Origin of the sequence: Curtobacterium sp. MCBA15_007 (genome assembly GCF_001864905.1) — a bacterium.
In the GTDB taxonomy this organism is placed as follows: domain Bacteria; phylum Actinomycetota; class Actinomycetes; order Actinomycetales; family Microbacteriaceae; genus Curtobacterium; species Curtobacterium poinsettiae.
Map to the genome: position 1 here is coordinate 18,230 of NZ_MJGM01000012.1, position 17,730 is coordinate 35,959.

A 17,730-nucleotide genomic window follows, 5' to 3' on the forward strand; every position below is an offset into this window, starting at 1 on the left:
GTCCGAAGGATAAATATCGCGCGGGGCGAAATGCGGGACATCCGCGGTGTGTCGCTGCACCGCCTGCCATATCGGCTCGGAAGTGAGCGGCGTGTCGCGGCCCGCCGTCACCGCGTCCGTCGGAGGCCGTCCTCGAAGGCCCGCAGCAGCTCCCGGCCGGCAGGCCAGCCGCCGACACCGCTGGCGACGTTCACGTGCCCCAGGGCACCCACACGAACGACGTCTGCGCGCATCGCGGCGGCGAACTCGAGGGCACGGGACGCACCGCAGTAGGGGTCGTCGTCGCTCACGACCAGGTGCGTCGGAACCTGCTGTTCCGGGGGCACCCGACGCGGCGGCGCGAAGCCCGATGCCTCGGCGGGGAACGCGTCGCCGAGCGGATCGGGCGGTGCGACCAGGAAGGCACCGGCGACCAGGGCGGGTGCGGTCGTCGTGGTGGCGAGCCAGTCGGCCGCGGCCAGGACGCCGAGGCTGTGGGCGACGAGCACCGGGGGTTCGCTGCACGCGGCGACGGCCGTCGAGATCGCGGCGCGCCAGTCGTCCGCGACGGGGGCGCTCCACGAGTCGGGGGCGATGCGGACGGCGCGGCGGGTCTGCTGATCACGCTGGTCGTGCCGCTCGCGCTCGTCGTGCTGCCGGTTGCGCTCCCAGACGGACTGCCAGTGGTCGGGGTCCGAGTTCCAGATGCCCGGGATGACCACCCACGGTCGCGGTCCGCTCATCCGGGCAGCGTAGCGAACCGGCGACGCACCGAGCCGGAGTGTGACGCGGGGCGTCCTGCCCCGGTCAGGCGTGCGGCACCGCTCCCCGCGGCTGCTGCAGCGTGTCACGCGGGTACTGTCCGAAGCGCGCAGCGTACGCCGCCGAGAACCGGCCGAGGTGCGCGAAGCCCCAGCGCAGTGCCACGCTCGCCACCGTCAGGTCACCGGCCGCCCCGCGTCGGAGCTCCTCGTGCACGCGGTCCAGGCGGATGCCCCGGAGCATGGCGTTCGGTGCCGTGCCGACCTGCCGCTGGAAGGCCTGCTGCAACCCCCGGACGCTCAGTCCGACGTGCTCGGCGACGTCGGTCGTCGTGATCGGGGTGTGTGCGAAGGCGTGCATGAACTCGACGGCCTCGCGGACGCGCCCGGTTGCACCCTGCGGCAGTGTGACGTCGGGGGCGATGGACTCGTGCGGGAACGTGTCGAGGAAGGCCAGCGCAGTCTCGCGCACCGTCTCGGCGAGGGCGAGGCCGGTGAGTGGCGCCTGACCGAGCACCACGGCTGCCGCGCGCTGCACCTGGGCGTTCCACGCGCGGAGGTCCTGGGGCCGGGGCGCCGCGGTGTGGTCGAACACCAGGGGGCCTGGCCGGGTGCCGTGCACCTCGGCGGCGAGGCCTTCGAGGTACGTGCGGTCGAACTGAACCAGGCTCTGCCGGACGTCCTGCAGGTCGAACACGAAGGGGCGTCGCGACGGGAACACCCGGGGCGTCCCCGGTGCGAAGTCGACCTCCTGCCGACCGACGTCCACGCGGCCGCCACCGTCCGAGGTCCACATCACGACGTACTCGTCGGGGACCTCGACCTCGCCGCGCATCCGCCCGTCGAACCGGGTGGAGCGGAAGGTCATCGCGTCGTCGCCCACGACCTGGAACCGGTACGCGAACGGACGACCGGTCCGGGACGCCGAGAACCCCGAACTCTCGTAGGCCTCTTCGTACAGTTGCACGGCCGCGTCGAGTCCGGCGCCGGACGTCTCGAACCGGATCCGGGGATCAGGGTCGACAGTCATCGCGCGAATCGTGACACGGTGTCCGGGAAACGCGTCAATCGTCTCCGCGTCATTGCGGTTTGCGGCCCGCGCAGTGCGCTGTGCGGATGAGCGGTCCGGCTGCTGGTGCTGGTCCTGGCCCTGGTCAGTGCCGCGACCGCAGGACCGTCCAGCGGTTCCGGTCCGCGACGCGCTCGTACCGCAGGTCGTCGACGACCATGCGGACGAGGGCCAGCCCGCGGCCACCCTCGGCGAAGTCGTCCGGCAGCACGGCGGCATCGGGGTCCACGGTGGCGGCGACCCCGTCGTCGGAGAGCAGCGCCTGGACACGCTCGTTGCCGACCTGGAGCCGGAGTTCGCACGAGACACCGTCCGCACGCGCGCCGTGCTCGATGACGTTCGAGGTGAGTTCGACGAGTGCGAGCTCGAGGGCCATGCGGTCCTCGGCGGAGACGGTCGGCTCGTGCTGCCACACGCCCGCCAGGAACTCGTGCACGGCGGACACGTCGTCCGGCGGGCACGCCAGTGCGAGCATGTGCTCGGCGACGGGGGCGGTCATCACCAGTCGGTCACCGCGGCGTCCCCGTCGGGGTACGTCCGCAGGATCTTGTCGATGTTGGAGAGCTTGAGCACCATCTGCACCTGTTCCGACGGTGCCGCGATGCGGAGGTCGCCGCCGGCCTGTCGCGCGGTCTTCAGGCTGCCGACCAGTGCGCCGAGGCCGGAGGAGTCCATGAACTCGACCCCGGAGAGCTCGACGACGAGCCGCGACCGCCCGTTGCCGACGATCTGGGCGACGGTCTCGCGGAACGTGGGTGCGGAGACCATGTTGAGCCGGCCACTGCACTCCAGCACGGCGGTGTCGGTCTCCGCCTCGTGTACGACGATGTCCATCTCGGTGGGTCTCCTCAGATCGGTGCGCCTTGCAACCAGCAACCTACCGGCTCAGACCCTCAGGTGTGGGACCGGTTTCGCCGCGTCGCCGTCACCTGCACCACGACGGCCGCAGCCATCAGCGCCGCCATGACCCCGCCCATGGCCAGCGCGGTCCCGCCGAGGGCGCCGGCGAGCGGGGTGCCGAGGCCACCGATGCCGAAGGTCAGCCCACCCTGCAGCGCGGCCGCGGTGCCCGGGTGTGCCGAGCCGACGTGCTGCGTCCGGGTCATCGCAGCCGGCAGGACGAAGCCCCACGCGGCCGTCACGGCCGCGAGTGCGCACCACACCGGCACCGGCCCGAGGTCGAGGAGCGCCGACACCACCACGGCCGTGGCACCGAGGGTCCCGACGACCAGGCCCAGGGTCAGCAGGGCATCCTCGGTGACCCGCCCGACGAGCCGGCCGAACAGCAGCGTGGTGATGATCATCATCGACGCGTTCGTGGCGAAGACGAGCGTGTACAGCCCTTCGGAGAGCCCGTACTCCGACTGGAACACGAACGAGCTCGTCGCGATGTACGCGAAGAACCCGACCGTCGACAGCACGCCGCTCAACACGTACGCCCGGAAGCGCGGGATCGCCAGGAGTTCGCGGATGCGCCGCCCGTTCGCGGCGAACCCGACGCCACCGCGACGCTCGGGCGGCAGGGTCTCGCGGAAGCGCAGCACCACGGCCACGAAGAACACGGCACCGAGCACCGCCAGCACGACGAACATGAGCCGCCACGTGCCGATCGTCAGCACCGCTCCCCCGGCCAGCGGGGCGACCACGGGGCCGATCGCGTTGATGGCCGCGAGGGTGCCGAACACCTTCGCCATCCGGGTACCGCTCGTCACGTCGGACACCATCGCCCGCCCCGCGACAGCACCGGCCGCACCGGCGAGTCCCTGCGCCACGCGGGCCACCACCAGCGTCACGACGTCCGGGGCGAGTGCGCAGCCGACCGACGCCAGGGCGAACAGGGCGGTCCCGGCGACGAGCATCGGCCGACGACCGATCCCGTCGCTCACCGGGCCGACCAGCAGCTGACCCACCGCGAACGCGACGAGGAACGCCGTGAGCGACAGCTGCACGGCGCCGGGGGTCGTCTCGAGGTCCCGCGCGATGGCCGGGAGCGCCGGGATGTACATGTCGGTCGCGAACGGCGAGACCCCGACGATGAGCGCCAGCGGCACGATCGGGGGCAGCACGGTCGTCGTCGGTCTCGGCATGCGCTCCGTCGTCACCTCGGACACGCTACGCGTCCCCGAATCGATTCGACAGGGCACTTCGTGAGCAGCAACTGTCGGGTCGCGGTGCCGGAGGCGACCGTTGCTGCTCACGGATCGCGGGCCCGCGACGTGCGCGCGGACGGACGGGAGGCCCGGTGCCGGCCCGCCACGGGCCTCCCGTCCGCCGCCGCGAGCGGTCACGACACCCCGCTCACGTCCGCCGAGTGGTCGCGTTTCGTCGCCCGGCGACGGCGCAGACGACGTGTCGTGGCCACTCGGCCGGGTCCACCCGACGTGTCGCGACCCCTCGGCGAGGGCAGCGGCGCGAAGCGCGAGCGGTCACGACACCCCGCTCACGTCCGCCGAGTGGTCGCGTTTCGTCGCCCGGCGACGGCGCAGACGACGTGTCGTGGCCACTCGGCCGGGTCCACCCGACGTGTCGCGACCCCTCGGCGAGGGCAGCGGCGCGAAGCTCCAGCGGTCACGACACCCCGCTCACGTCCGCCGAGTGGTCGCGTTTCGTCGCCCGGCGACCGCGCGGCCGACGCTTCGTGACCACTCGGCCGGGTCCACCCGACGTGTCGCGACCCCTCGGCGAGGGCAGCGGCGCGAAGCTCCAGCGGTCACGACACCCCGCTCACGTCCGCCGAGCGGTCGCGCTCCGTCGCTCGGCGACGGCGCAGCCGACGCTTCGTGACCACTCGGCCGGGTCCACCCGACGTGTCGCGACCCCTCGGCGAGGGCAGCGGCGCGAAGCTCCAGCGGTCACGACACCCCGCTCACGTCCGCCGAGCGGTCACGTTCCGTCGCCCGGCGACGGCGCAACCGACGCGTCGTGACCATTCGGCCGGGTCCACCCGACGTGTCGTGACCCCTCGGCGAGGGCAGCCGTGCGAGACGCCGAGCGGTCGGGAGCCGTCGCGCGGCGACCGCGCGGCCGACACTTCGTGGCCGCTCGGGGGCGCGGCTCGGGACGTGCGCGGAGACGGACAGGAGGCCCGGTGCCAGCTGGCACCGGGCCTCCTGTCCGTGGGGTGGGGGCGTCAGCCCGTGTTCTGCAGGCCGGCGGCGATCCCGTTCACGGTGAGCAGCAGGAGCCGGTGGTCGGCGTCCGTCGGGTCCGTGCTGCCGGACGTGCGGATGGCGCGCAGCGCACGGAGCTGCAGGTGCGACAGGGCGTCGACGTACGGGCTGCGCAGGCGCACGGCGCGGGCCAGGACGGGTCGGTCCTCGAGCACGTCGCTGCCGCCGGAGACGCGGAGCACCCAGTCGCGGGTGCGGACCATCTCGTCGAGCACCTTCGCGGCGAGGTCGTCACGGTCGGCGAGCTCGAGGTACCGGCGGGCGATGTGCTCGTCGGTCTTCGCGAGCGACATCTCGACGTTCTTGATCATCGCGGCGAAGAGCGGCCACTCCGCGTAGGCGGCGCGGAGCACGTCGACGTCGCCGACGGCCTCGAGCGCCGATCCGAGCCCGTACCAGCCGGCGAGGTTGATGCGCGCCTGCGTCCACGAGAACACCCACGGGATGGCGCGGAGGTCCTCCAGCGACTCGACCGACAGCCCGCGACGGGCCGGGCGGGAGCCGAGGGGCAGCAGGCCGATCTCCTCCATCGGGGTGACCCGGGCGAACCACGGCGCGAACCCGTCGGCCTTGACCAGGTCGTAGAAGGCGACGCGCGAGACGTCGTCGAGCTGCTGGGCGAGGTCGGCGAAGCGGGCGGCCGCGGCGGCGGTCCGTGCCTCGTTGGACGGCGACGAGGCGAAGAGCGTCGCCGAGGCCATCTGCTCGAGGTGGCGGGCGGCGATGTCCTGGTCGCCGTACTGGGCGAAGATGACCTCGCCCTGCTCGGTGAGCTTCAGCCGACCGTCGATCGATCCCGGCGGCTGCGCCAGGACGGCTTCGTTCGCGGGACCGCCACCGCGGCCGAGCGAGCCGCCGCGGCCGTGGAACAGGGTCAGCTCGATGTCGTTGTCGCGGGCCCAGTCGGCGATGCGGGCCTGGGCGTCGTAGAGCGCCAGGTTCGCGGACACCGGGCCGACGTCCTTCGAGGAGTCCGAGTACCCGAGCATGACCTCGAGCCGACGGCCGGTCGCGGCGAGGCGTCGCTGGAACGCCTCGGTGCGGACGGCCTCGTCGAGGATGTCGACACTGGCGTGCAGGTCGGCGAACGTCTCGAACAGCGGGATCACGTCGAGCACCGGCGCGGCCTCGGCGGACCCGAGCGCGGCGACGGCCAGCTCGTGCACGTTCGCCAGGTCGGCCGGGGACTGCGTGAAGGACACGATGTACCGGTTCGCCGCGCGGACGCCGTAGCGGGACTGCAGCCCGGCGATCGTGCGGAAGACGGCGAGGACCTCTTCCGTGGTCTCGCTCAGTTCACCACCGGCGCGGATCTCGGCGAGGGCCGTGCGGTGCACCTGCGAGTGCTGGCGGACCTCGAGCTCGGCCAGGTGGAACCCGAAGGTCTCGACCTGCCAGAGGAGGTTCTGCAGTTCACCGTTCGCCGGTCGGATCGCACCGGCGGCGATGAGCGAGGCCTGGATGACACGGAGGTCGGCCAGCAGCGCCTCGGGCCCGTCGTAGGCCAGCGGCGTGCTGCCGGTCCGGGTGGCGTCGATGCGCGCGGCGACGAACAGGAGCGCACGTCGGTGCGTCTCGTTCGGTGCGCGGACACCGATGCGCTCCGCGATGCCCGGGTCGAGCGACTCCTGCGCGGCGACGAGGGCGGTGAGCCCGGCGTCGGCGGGGGTGTCGCTCGCGTCGAGGGTCAGGGCGCTGCCGATGCGGGTCGTCGCGCGGGCGAGGCCGAGCAGGATGTGCTCCGCCGCGATCTCGGCGGCCTGACGCGTGACGTCGGCGGTGACGTGCGGGTTGCCGTCGCGGTCGCCGCCGATCCAGGTGCCGAAGCGCACGAACGCGGGGGCGATCACGGGCGCCCGGCCGGCGTCGTCGCCCTGCAGCCGGTCGTCGAGCAGGCGGTACACCTGCGGGACGATCTCGAACAGGGTCTGGTCGAACACGCTCATCGCGGTGCGGACCTCGTCCAGCGGGGTCGGCCGCGTGGTGCGGAGCGGCGAGGTGCGCAGGAGGGTCGTGATCTCCTCGAGCAGGCGGCGCTCGTTCTCGGCGCGGGCCGTGGCGTTGCGGGCACGGTCACGCTCGTCGATGAGGTCCGTGATGCGGCGGACACCCGTCGTGACCGCGCGCCGGCGGGCCTCGGTCGGGTGGGCGGTCAGCACCGGGTGGAACCGCAGGGTGCGGAGCCGCTCGGCCGCCTCGGCCTCGCCCACCTCGGCGACGAGCTCGGCGTACGTGGCGGGAAACGAGTCCCCGGGCACGCCGCCGTCGTCACCGCGCTGCCGGAGGACGCGCACGCGGTGGTGCTCCTCGGCCAGGTTCGTCAGGTGGAAGTAGGTGGTGAACGCCTGCGCCACTGCCTCGGCGCGTTCGGCCGACATGCCCGAGACGATCGCCTGGGCACGTGCGGCGCCCTCGGCGTGGTCGCCCTCGTAGGCGTCGATCACGGCCGCGCGCAGTGACTCCACGTCGTGGAGCAGTTCGTCGCCCCCGTTCTCGCGCAGCACCCGGCCGAGCAGGTTGCCGAGGTACCGGACGTCGGCGCGCAGGTCGCTGTCGACCGCACCGCTGACGTCGTCCCGCGCGCGCTCGTGGCGTGCAGATCCGTCGATCGCCGTCATGGAGTCCTTTCCGGGTCGTCCGGGAGGCTGGTCCCGGGTCCCAGCAGCGTATCGGCACCCGGGGGCGCATGACGTCGACCGTCCGGACGGACGCGGGGCGGGGTCCGGGCCCGGTGCCGGGCTGCCGCTGCCGCGTCAGGCCGGGACGGAGGCCCCGCCCGGCTCCTGCCGGAACGGCGCACGTCGGGCATCGAGGCCGGCGAGCAGCCCGCGGTTCAGCTCGTAGGCCAGCTCGACCTCGGCGATCACCCGTTCCTGCTCGTGGGCCGACCACGGCGCGGCGTCGAGCTGGGCCCGGTAGGTGTGCTCGAAGTCGCTCGGGTCGGCGACCTGGTCGAAGATGTAGAAGAGGATCCCGTTCGTGTCGAACCCGAACCGCTCCGCCAGCACCTGCCCGATCACGTGCCCGCCGGACACGTCGCCGAGGTACCGCGTGTAGTGGTGTGCCACGAAGCCGCCGGGCCACTCGGCCGCGACCTCGTTCAGCCGTCGCACGTACGCGGTCGTCGCGGGCAGCGGGCACACCAGCTCGGACCAGTCCGGGCCGATCAGGTACTCCAGGTCGGCGCGGATCGCCGGCATCCGGGTGAGCTGCGCGGTGACGAACGGCGCCGCCACGGGGTGGTCGGCCATGCGCTCCGCCGCCCGCTCGAGCGCGTCGTACACGAAGGCGTACTGTCCGAGCAGGTCGGCGTAGTCGGCGACGTCGCAGTCGCCGCCGAGCAGGTCCTGCATGAAGCCGCTCGTGGCCGAGGCACCGTGCGAGCGCCGCGTGCGTCGCCGCAGCAGCTCGGAGAACGGGATGACGGTCGAGTCCATGAGGTAAGGCTAACCTTACTGATGCGCGCGTCAAGCAGGGATCACCCAGGTGACGCCGAACCTCCGAGAGGAAGCTCCCCCACGATGACCTCGAAACCCAAACGCCAGCAGCACGTCTTCGTCGTCGACCGCACCGAGCGACTCTCGCCCCACATGGTGCGCGTGCACCTGGGCGGCTCGGCGTTCGAGGACTTCGTCGCCCAGGCCGACCCCGACCGCCTCGCCGCCACCGACAAGTACGTGAAGCTCCTGCTCGCGAAGCCGTCGCTGGGGCTCGTGCCGCCGTACGACCTCGAGGCCCTGCGCGAGACCCTGCCGAAGCACGACCGCCCCGCCCGCCGCACCTACACCGTGCGCGCCGTCGACCACACCACGCGGACGATCGCGATCGACTTCGTCGTGCACGGCGACGCGGGCCTCGCCGGTCCATGGGCAGCCTCCGCGCAGCCCGGCGACCGGATCGCCCTGTCCGGACCCGGCGGCGGCTACGCACCGACCACCGACCCGGCCTTCACGCACGTGCTGCTCGGTGACGACAGCGCCCTGCCCGCGATCGGGGCCGCACTCGAGTCGATGCCCGACACCGCCACCGGGGTCGCCCTGGTCGAGGTAGCCGCGCCCGCGGACGAGCAGGACCTCCGGCACCCGGCCGGGGTCGACCTGCGGTGGCTGCACCGGGACGCCACCGGCGCACAGCCGGGCACGCTCCTGCTGGAGACGGCCCGCGGGCTGCCGCGTGCCTCCCGGCCGGTCCAGGTCTTCGCGCACGGCGAGCGGACCGCGATGAAGGCGATCCGTCGACTGCTGCAGGACGACTGGGGGCTCGAGAAGCGCGAGATGTCGCTGTCGGCGTACTGGGCGCTCGGTCGTGGCGAGGACGAGTTCCAGGAGGAGAAGCGCGAGCCGGTCGGGGTGATCTTCACCGACTGACGGCGGGCCTGCGTGCCCGTTCTTGGTCGGTACGCCCGATTCGACCAGGGACGCCCGGCACGCCCGGCGCGCGCAACGGCCGGGAGGCCCGGGGCGCGTCGGTGGGTCCGGCTAGCGTTCGGCGCATGGTCACCTCGTCGTGCTGCGTCCCGGGTTGCGCAGGCGTCCTCGCGGACGGACTCGCGGGCGTCCCCCTGTGCGGCGCGCACGTCGCGTTGGTCGCCGACCTCGCCGCCGAGCACCCCGGCGTCGAGGACGCCCTGCCCGGCCCGTGTCCGGTGTGCGCGTCCCGGATCGGGGTGCGCTACCCCTCCGGTGCGGTGTGCGCCCGATGCGAGTGGCGGTGGGGCGAGGTACCCGACGGCGATCTGGCTCCCCCACGGGTCGACGTCGTCTACTACCTGCGCATGCGCGACGACTTCGGTGACCGCATCAAGATCGGCACGACGATGAACCCCCGGCAGCGGCTCGCGGCCATCCCGCACCAGGACCTGCTGGCGTTCGAGCTCGGTGACCGGACGCTCGAGCGCCGGCGGCACGCCACGTTCGCGGCCAGCCGGTACCCGGGTACCGAGTGGTTCCGGGTGACGCCGGAGCTGCTCGCCCACGTCGACGCCGTCGCCGCCGGGGCCCACGACCCGTGGGACCTGCACGCGCGGTGGACGAGCGAGGCGCTCGCCTTGCGGGGCTGAGCCGCGACGGGCGGTCTGGGCGCGTGCGCAGCCGGTCGGGACGCCCGCTCAGGCGGCCTGCAGCATGCGATCCGCGGTGCGGAGCGAGAGCGCCATGATCGTCAGCGCCGGGTTCGCGATGACCGCGCTCGGGAACACCGAGTTGTCAGCGATCCACAGGTTCGGGACGTCCCACGAGCGGCCGTCCTGGTCGACGACGGAGGTCTCGCGGTCGGTGCCCATCCGCGCGGTGCCGATGGTGTGCGCCGTGCGTTCGAGCACCCGGACGTCCTGACCGCCAGCAGCCTCGACGATGGTCGTCATCGTGCGGACCGCGTGGCGGCGGATCGCCTCTTCGTTCGAGCCCGGGGTGAACGAGACCCGCGCACGCGGGACACCGTGCTCGTCGAGTTCGTCGGTCAGCTGGAGGCGGTTGTCGTCGTACGGCAGGCACTCGGCGTTGATGCCGACGCCGGCCGAGAACGGGTAGTCGTGCAGCGCCCGGACGAGTTCTGCGCCGCGGAGTCCGCCGCCTCGGACCAGCGACGTGGCGAAGGTCTGCGGCTGCGCGCCCAGGCTCTGGATGAGGTAGCCGCCGGCGAAGTCGGCGTCCGCCGGCCGCACGAAGTCCTCGGTGATGATCGACGACGGGTACCCGCGGTACGAACGCATCGACTCGTCGAACCGCGCCCACACCTGGGTGGCTCCGTGCGCGGTGAAGTTGCGACCGACCTGCCCGCTGCCGTTCGCGACACCGGTGTGCAGCAGCAGCCGCGGGGTCTCGACACCGCCCGCGGCGAGGACCAGGGACCGGCAGCGCTGGCGGTGCTCGCGCCCACCCGCGGTGTACACGACCGCCTCGACGCGACCACTCGAGTCGAGCTCGATGCCGTGCACGAAGGACTCCGGTCGGATCTCGGCACCGAAGGCCACGGCCGCCGGCAGGTAGGTCGTGTCCATCGACACCTTCGCACCGTTGCGGCACCCCTGGTGGCACGACCCGCAGGACACGCAGGCCTGGCGCAGCCCGTGGTGCTCCTGGTGGCGGTCCTCGGTGGTCAGCCCGACCGGGGCATCGGTCGCGGTGATCCCTGCGGCAGCGGTGCCGCGCATCATCATGTCCGAAGAAGCGTTCCGGGCCGGCGGGCGCATCCGGTAGCGGCGGGACGGGTCCCACGGGTAGTGCTCGGGACCGGCGACACCGACGTCGTGCTCGACCTGCTCGATCCATCCGGTGAGCTCGGCGTGGCTGATCGGCCAGTCCTGCCCTTCGCCGCTCTCGGTGCGGAGCCGCAGGTCGTGGGCGCTCGGCCGCGGGGTGAACGCGCCCCAGTGCAGCGTCGAACCGCCGACACCCGTCCCGCTGTTGTTCGGACCGAAGGCCGTCGGGGCTCCGCCACCGCTCAGCCGCTCGTCCATCCAGTTGATGTCACCGGGGGCGGCGACCTCGTCCGGCACGTGGTCGCCCGGCTCGGTGTTACGGCCGGCCTCGAGCGCGACGACCGTCAGGCCACGGCGGGCCAGCGATGCGAGGAGCGGGGCTCCGCCGGCTCCGGTGCCGACCACCACCACGTCGACGACGCCGTCCGTGCCGTACGTGCGTTGTCCGTCGAGTCTCATCGTGCAGCTCCGGTCGTCGGTGCGGTGTCGATCGTGGTGTGGGGTGCGGGGGCTTCGGGCTCCCAGGCCTCGCGCTCCCCCGCCGCGAACAGTCGGAAGCCCTGCTTGCGGACGCCGTCGCCACCGTTCGCGTAGCCGTCGAAGTCGATGGCGGCCATGGTGGCGGGGTGCGCGAGCCAGTGCTTCACCAGGTCGACGCTGGCGTCCTCGAACCACGCACGCAGCTGTTCGGCGTCGAGGCCACCGTCGGCGCGGTACCGACCCACCGCCACGGCCTCGAGCGCCTGGTCGAGCGCACCATCGCGGGCGGGTGCGGCGAGGACGTCGAGCGCGGCACGGTAAGCCTCGGCGTCCACCGGCAGCCCGTCGGGTCGCCAGCCGTCGCCGAGCCCGGCGGCGAGCTGCGCGTCGACCCGCAGCGCCAGGTCGACCTGGTCGGAACCGGGCTGCGGGACGACGATCCTGGCGACCGCGCGGAGGGTGTCCAGCTGCGTCGGGGTGAGGGCCTGCGGTGCGGCCGCCGGGTCATCGGGCAGGGCACGAGCGGCGAGCAGGCCCCGGGTGCGGGCGCTGACCCGCGGCGAGGCGATCACGCGGGCGTGCTCCACGGGGACGACCGGTGACCCAGCGACCCGGCGTTGCCAGAAGTCGCGGATGCGCGCGGCCACGGCCTCGGGCTGCTCCCACGGCAGCAGGTGGGCGGCGCCGTCGACGACGTGGAGCTCGTTGTTCGGCCAGTGCGGCACGGTCAGGCGGCGCTGGGCGTCGGCATCGAGGTCGCCGTCCTCGGCACCGGCGAGCACGAGGGCGGGCACCGGGTTCGGCGCCGCGTCGGACCAGTCTTCACGGCTGCCGCGGGTCAGCCAGTCCCGCCAGGCCTCGGGGTCGGTCCGCTCGACGTCTCGCACCGCCGCTGTGTGCCGCGAGGGCGCGAGGGTCGACGCCGTGTTCGCGGCGACGAACTCCTCGGCGTCGTCGGCGCTGATCGGGCCGTCGACCGCCCACGACAGCATGGACCGGCGGCGGTCCTCGTCCATCGGCTCCGGGGCGAGCGGGGACGCGGCGAGGAGCACCACGGCACGCAGGCCGAACAGACCGTTCGCACCGGAGATCGTCCGGTCGGCGACCACCGTGGCGACCTTGCCGCCCATCGAGTGCCCGAGGAGTACCCATTCGGTCGAGCCGCTCGCCCCGATCGCGCGCTCCACCAGGACGGCCATCTCCTCGACGGTGGTGCCGGACGACGCCGGGCTGCGGCCGAAGCCGGGCAGGTCGATGCCGATCAGGTCGAGGTCGCCGACGAGTTCGGCGCGCAGCAGCGCGAACTCCTCGGAACTCGCGCCGAGGGCGTGGAGACAGAAGACGGTGGTCACCATGTATGCCTACCCGTCCCTTGCGGCCGCTCCCAGCCGGGCCGTACCCCGCCGGGTCGTGCGTGTACCCCGATCGACGGCGTCACCGGGCGTACGCGTCGACGAACAGGGCGCCCCGGAGATCACGCAGGGTGTCCGCCAGGCGATCGACGGTGCGGCCGGAGATGCCCGACACCTGCAGGTCGTGCGGGCCGAGCGCCGGCAGCCGTCCGGTGCGGATGCGGACGACCTCCCACCCCACGGCGCGGACGGCGCGGTCCTTCTTCCGGTCGGTCTCCTGCCGCGGGCCGACGTGCTCGAGCCCGTGCCGCCCGGTGGAGTCGTACTCGATGGCGACGCGGAGCTCGGGCAGGATGATGTCGGGCCAGGCCTCGACGTGGTCGAAGAACGGGCGGTCGAGCCGGATCGCGGAGTGGTCGTAGGTGAACGCGAACCGCTCGGACAGCATGCCCCGGAGCTCGGCCTCGACCGCCGAGGCCGTCGCCGGGGCGCAGACGCTCGTGAACGACTCACCCGACGGCAGCCGCGGGGTCTTCGGGCAGATCGTGCGGGGAACGGACTGGGCGCTCCGCCGTGGCGCCCCACCGGCCGCCCCGGCGACGGACCGACGGGACCGGGAACGGCTCGACGCGACGGCGCCGGCCGGGACCCCGCGCACCGGAGCCGCGGGCAGCGTCTGTCGTCCCGCGCTCCGGACGACCCGCTGCGGCACGGGGACCGCCTGGGGCCAGTCCGACGGCAGCACCGGCCACCGCTGCGGCTGCGCCTGCACCGCGCACTCGGGGCACCACACGGAGCGGCGCCGCTCACGGCCCGGACGGGACCGCTGTTCGGACGGGGTCGCGACGAACACGTGCCCGACGTCGCACTCCCAGGTGAGCAGGACCTCGGCCGCCGGGGGGACCTGGGTCAGGACGACGCCGTGGTTCCAGTCGGGGTGGTACTGCCGGATGAGCACCGGGTACGGCGCCCAGTCGGCGCGGAACTGACCGACGGCGTACGGCACCGCTTCGCCGCGCGACCACTGTCGGCGGCGCCACCACGCATCGACGGGTTCGGCCACGCCCCCACGCTAGGAACGACCACCGACACCCGCAGCGCCACGCGGCAAGCAGCGCGACCGACACCACCGACACCCGCTGAACCACGAGCGAGCGCGCAACCGCTCAGGAGGCCAGCGCCTGCTTCACGAAGGCGACCAGGGCGTTCGCATGCCCGTGCCCGAGGCCGTGCTCGGCCTTGAGCCACCCGACGACCTCCATGTGCTGGTGGCCGTCGAGCCGGTCGGCGACCAGGTCGAGCCACTCCTGCACCGGGCGCCCGTACGTCGCCTCGATGCTCGGGAAGTACGACGCCGGACCCTTCACCTTGGTGCCGTCCGCCGGGGGCACCGGGGCGGTCACACGATGCGCTGTCATGGCGCAACGGTAGCGCTCCGTCGGCCGTCACGGAACGTCACGCAGGACACCGTTCTGTGACGCCGCGTTGCGCCGGATGGCCGGGTGTTGCGCCGCGTGGCGGGGTGTTGCGCGAGGCGTTGTCGGCGGCGTCCGGCCCTCCTACGGTCGCGACATGACCGACACCACCAGGGCCCCGCAGTGGGAGGCGACCAGCGTCGACGACGCGGGCCGGACGACCGGGGCGAGCCGCGCCTCCAGGCAGGAGCACGCGACCATCGACGCGGCCGGACGCGCCGCACTCGACCGGCGCGTCGTGCCGTTGCGGCACCCCGCGCGGTGGATCGCCGCCGCCCTTGTGCTCGTCGTGCTGCTGAACTTCGGCGAGACGTTGTTCACGAACGAGCAGTGGGGCTGGCCCGCCGTCGGGAAGTGGCTGTTCAGTCCGGCGGTGCTGACGGGCCTGCAGCTGACGCTCACCGCGACGGCGCTGAGTGCCGTGATCAGCTTCGCGGGCGGCATCGTCGTCGCCGTCGCCCGGCTGTCGCGCAACCCGGTGCTGTCCGGGCTGGCGTGGGGCTACGTGTGGCTGTTCCGGTCGGTGCCGCTCATCCTGGTGCTCGTCTTCCTGTACAACCTCGGGTCGCTCTACCCGACGATCGGCATCGGGATCCCCTTCGGGCCGCAGCTCCAGGTGCCGACCGCCAACGTGCTCGGGGACCTGGCGATCGGGGTCATCGGGCTGAGCCTCAGTGAGATCGCCTACGCGTCCGAGATCGTCCGCGCCGGGGTGCTCGCCGTCGACCACGGGCAGCACGAGGCCGCACAGGCACTCGGGCTCCCCCGTCGCCGGCAGTTCGTGCGGGTGATCCTGCCGCAGGCGCTGCGGTCGATCGTCCCGGCGTTCGTGAACCAGGTCGTCGGACTGCTGAAGGCCTCGTCACTGCTGTTCTACGTCTCGCTGCTCGACCTGTTCGGCGTGGTGCAGAACCTGTCGAGCACCTACCCGACGGACATCATCCCGCTGCTCGTCGTCGCCACGATCTGGTACCTCGTGCTCACCAGCGCGGTCTCGATCGTCCAGTACTACGTCGAGCGGTGGACCGCCCGAGGTTCGGTCCGGACGTTGCCGCCCACGCCGTTCCAGCGGGTGCGGGCCGCCGTGCGTCGCGGTTCCGGACGCGGGTCGGGACGGCCTGGAGGCCCGGATCGCCCCCGGCAGTCCGCCTCCGCCGCGCGCGTGGTCGCGTCCGGCCCCGCTTCCACCTTCGACGACAGGACCATCTGATGAGCGCAGCGATCAGCATCCACGGAGCCGTCAAGGCGTTCGGCGACACGGTCGTCGTCGACGGCGTCGACCTGTCGCTGCCGTCCGGCAGCGTGACCGTCGTCCTCGGCCCCTCCGGTTCGGGCAAGTCCACGCTGCTCCGGGCGATCAACCACCTCGAACCGCTCGACCGCGGGGTCGTCATCGTCGGCGACGAACCCATCGGCGTCCGCCTGCGCACCGGCCGCGACGGGGTCCCCCGCTGGAAGGAGTTGCCCGAGCGGCACATCCTGCGGCAGCGTGCCCGCATCGGGTTCGTGTTCCAGCACTTCAACCTGTTCCCGCACCTGACCGCGCTCGAGAACGTGGCCGAGGGGCCGATCGCCGCCGGGGTCCCCCGTGCCGTGGCGCGCGACCGCGCGGCGGCCCTGCTCGAGCGCGTCGGACTCGGCGACCGTGGCGACACCCGGCCGCGGCAGCTCTCCGGCGGGCAGCAGCAGCGTGTGGCCATCGCGCGGGCGCTGGCGCTCGAGCCGTCGGTCGTCCTGCTCGACGAACCGACCTCGGCACTCGACCCGGAGCTCGTCGGGGAGGTGCTCGGGGTCATCCGGGGGTTGGCGGACACGGGCACCACGCTCGTCATCGTCACGCACGAGATCGCCTTCGCCCGCGAGGTCGCCGACCACGTCGTGTTCCTCGACCACGGGCGGGTCGTCGAGGAGGGGCCGCCGGCCCAGGTGCTCGACCACCCGCAGCACACCCGCACGCGCGACTTCCTGTCCCGCGTCCGCTGACCCCTGATCCCCGCACGCCCCCCAAGGAGAACCATGTCCACGATCACCCCGTCCCGCTGGCGCAACCGCGCCGGCTTCCTCGTCCTCGCTGCCGGCGTCGTCGTCGCCCTCGCCGGGTGCTCCGCGGGCGCTCCCGCCGACACGAGCGGCGCACCCGACGGCTCCGTCACCATCGGCGCCGCCTCGAACGGTGCCGCGAAGGAGACGACCCTCGAGGTCACCGAGGACACGACGCTGCACGACGCGCTCCCTGCCGCCGTCCGGAAGTCCGGCAAGCTGACGATCGGTGTGGGTGCCCTGCCCGCCGGGTTCCCACCGCTCGCCTTCACCGGTGACGACCAGAAGACGATCACCGGCTCGGAGCCCGACCTCGGACGGCTCGTCGCCGCGAAGCTCGGGCTGCGCGCGGACGTGCAGAACGCCACGTGGGACAACCTGTTCGTCGGCATCGACAGCGGCAAGTACGACGCCGGCTTCTCGAACGTCACGGTCACCGAGCAGCGCAAGGAGAAGTACGACTTCGCCTCGTACCGGCAGGACAACCTGGCGTTCCAGGTGCTGGCCTCGAGCTCGCTGCGGTTCGACGGCGACCCGTCCGTGCTCGCCGGGAAGACCCTGTCCGTCAGTTCCGGCACCAACCAGGAGAACATCCTGCTCGAGTGGCAGAAGGAGCTCCGGTCCGAGGGCAAGGACTTCACGATCAAGTACTACCCGGACGGCAACGCGGTGAGGCTCGCGCTCGACTCGGGCAAGATCGACGCGTACTTCGGTCCGAACCCGACGATCGCCTACCAGAACACGCAGAGCAAGAGCACCGCGAAGCCGACGAAGACCGCGGGCACGTACTCCGGCGCCGGCTCGTCACTGCAGGGGCTCATCGCCGCGACGACGAAGCAGGGCAGCGGCATCGCGAAGCCCGTCGCGGCAGCGATCGACGAACTCATCGAGGACGGTACCTACGCGAAGTGGCTCGCGGCCTACAACCTGTCGAACGAGGCCGTGAAGACGTCCGAGGTGAACCCCGAGGGTCTGCCGCTCGACAACAGCTGACGAGCAAGCGTCGCGTGCGAAGGCTGCACCGTGCCCGGTTCCGCATCCCGTGCCCGGTTGGCCGCACCGTGCGAGCTTGCACGCCCGCACCCAGCGGCCAACACCGCGCCGGCCCGCGAAGGCGGCACGGTGCGGACGGGAGGCACGCGGCGGCCCGGCACCGCGCCTCCAGGCCGCACCGTGCCCGACTACGCATCCCGTGCCCGGTTCCG

General features: G+C 72.9%; 16 protein-coding genes. 5 read left to right on the forward strand and 11 right to left on the reverse strand.

The window, feature by feature from the left end:
• Positions 1-107 precede the first annotated feature (107 nt).
• From BIU95_RS06680 to BIU95_RS06710, 7 genes are all read right to left on the reverse strand, one after another.
• A complete protein-coding gene (locus BIU95_RS06680; RefSeq protein WP_071251077.1) occupies positions 108-722 on the reverse strand; it encodes an alpha/beta hydrolase in 615 nt (204 codons plus the stop codon).
• 64 nt (positions 723-786) lie between these two features.
• Entirely contained in the window at positions 787-1,770 is a 984-nt protein-coding gene (locus tag BIU95_RS06685) for an AraC family transcriptional regulator (protein WP_071251079.1), read from the reverse strand.
• A gap of 124 nt (positions 1,771-1,894) precedes the next feature.
• Positions 1,895-2,308, reverse strand: a complete 414-nt coding sequence (locus BIU95_RS06690) for an ATP-binding protein (protein ID WP_017886069.1) — start codon at positions 2,306-2,308, stop codon at positions 1,895-1,897.
• Positions 2,308-2,643, reverse strand: a complete 336-nt coding sequence (locus BIU95_RS06695) for an STAS domain-containing protein (RefSeq protein WP_017886068.1) — start codon at positions 2,641-2,643, stop codon at positions 2,308-2,310. The genes BIU95_RS06690 and BIU95_RS06695 overlap by 1 nt, the downstream gene beginning before the upstream one ends.
• 59 nt (positions 2,644-2,702) lie before the next feature.
• Complete coding sequence (locus BIU95_RS06700; RefSeq protein ID WP_254783297.1) at positions 2,703-3,911, reverse strand: multidrug effflux MFS transporter; 1,209 nt, start codon at positions 3,909-3,911, stop codon at positions 2,703-2,705.
• 1,028 nt (positions 3,912-4,939) lie between these two features.
• Positions 4,940-7,597: a phosphoenolpyruvate carboxylase gene (locus tag BIU95_RS06705; RefSeq protein WP_017885634.1), complete on the reverse strand. Its 2,658-nt coding sequence runs from the start codon at positions 7,595-7,597 to the stop codon at positions 4,940-4,942.
• Positions 7,598-7,732: 135 nt separating this feature from the next.
• On the reverse strand, positions 7,733-8,416 hold the full coding sequence (locus BIU95_RS06710) for a heme oxygenase (biliverdin-producing) (RefSeq protein WP_071251083.1): 684 nt from the start codon (positions 8,414-8,416) through the stop codon (positions 7,733-7,735).
• A gap of 84 nt (positions 8,417-8,500) precedes the next feature.
• Between BIU95_RS06710 and BIU95_RS06715 the strand changes: the two genes are divergently transcribed.
• Together BIU95_RS06715 and BIU95_RS06720 are read left to right on the forward strand one after the other, a co-directional pair.
• A complete protein-coding gene (locus BIU95_RS06715) occupies positions 8,501-9,346 on the forward strand; it encodes a siderophore-interacting protein (protein ID WP_071251085.1) in 846 nt (281 codons plus the stop codon).
• 125 nt (positions 9,347-9,471) lie between these two features.
• Positions 9,472-10,038, forward strand: a complete 567-nt coding sequence (locus tag BIU95_RS06720; protein ID WP_071251087.1) for a GIY-YIG nuclease family protein — start codon at positions 9,472-9,474, stop codon at positions 10,036-10,038.
• A gap of 48 nt (positions 10,039-10,086) precedes the next feature.
• Here the strand turns inward: BIU95_RS06720 and BIU95_RS06725 are convergent, their stop codons facing one another.
• The 4 genes from BIU95_RS06725 to BIU95_RS06740 all read right to left on the reverse strand — a co-directional run bounded on the left by BIU95_RS06725 (position 10,087) and on the right by BIU95_RS06740 (position 14,428).
• Positions 10,087-11,637, reverse strand: coding sequence for a GMC family oxidoreductase (locus tag BIU95_RS06725; protein WP_071251089.1), 1,551 nt, complete (start codon positions 11,635-11,637; stop codon positions 10,087-10,089).
• Entirely contained in the window at positions 11,634-13,010 is a 1,377-nt protein-coding gene (locus BIU95_RS06730) for an alpha/beta fold hydrolase (RefSeq protein ID WP_175470733.1), read from the reverse strand. The genes BIU95_RS06725 and BIU95_RS06730 overlap by 4 nt, the downstream gene beginning before the upstream one ends.
• 82 nt (positions 13,011-13,092) lie before the next feature.
• Positions 13,093-14,073 (reverse strand): hypothetical protein, encoded by a 981-nt coding sequence (locus BIU95_RS06735; RefSeq protein WP_071251091.1) that lies wholly within the window; start codon positions 14,071-14,073, stop codon positions 13,093-13,095.
• A gap of 103 nt (positions 14,074-14,176) precedes the next feature.
• The gene (locus tag BIU95_RS06740; RefSeq protein ID WP_071251093.1) at positions 14,177-14,428 is read right to left on the reverse strand and encodes a DUF4287 domain-containing protein; all 252 of its coding nucleotides are present in this window, start codon (positions 14,426-14,428) and stop codon (positions 14,177-14,179) included.
• A 154-nt stretch (positions 14,429-14,582) separates the two neighbouring features.
• On the opposite strand from BIU95_RS06740, the gene BIU95_RS06745 reads away from it, so the two are divergent.
• Genes BIU95_RS06745 through BIU95_RS06755 form a run of 3 tightly spaced genes read left to right on the forward strand, consistent with a single transcriptional unit; the run spans position 14,583 to position 17,518 of the window.
• Complete coding sequence (locus BIU95_RS06745) at positions 14,583-15,695, forward strand: amino acid ABC transporter permease (protein ID WP_071251095.1); 1,113 nt, start codon at positions 14,583-14,585, stop codon at positions 15,693-15,695.
• Positions 15,695-16,468: an amino acid ABC transporter ATP-binding protein gene (locus BIU95_RS06750; protein WP_071251097.1), complete on the forward strand. Its 774-nt coding sequence runs from the start codon at positions 15,695-15,697 to the stop codon at positions 16,466-16,468. Before BIU95_RS06745 ends, BIU95_RS06750 begins: the two co-directional genes overlap by 1 nt.
• A gap of 33 nt (positions 16,469-16,501) precedes the next feature.
• Positions 16,502-17,518, forward strand: a complete 1,017-nt coding sequence (locus BIU95_RS06755; RefSeq protein ID WP_071251099.1) for a transporter substrate-binding domain-containing protein — start codon at positions 16,502-16,504, stop codon at positions 17,516-17,518.
• Positions 17,519-17,730 lie beyond the last annotated feature (212 nt).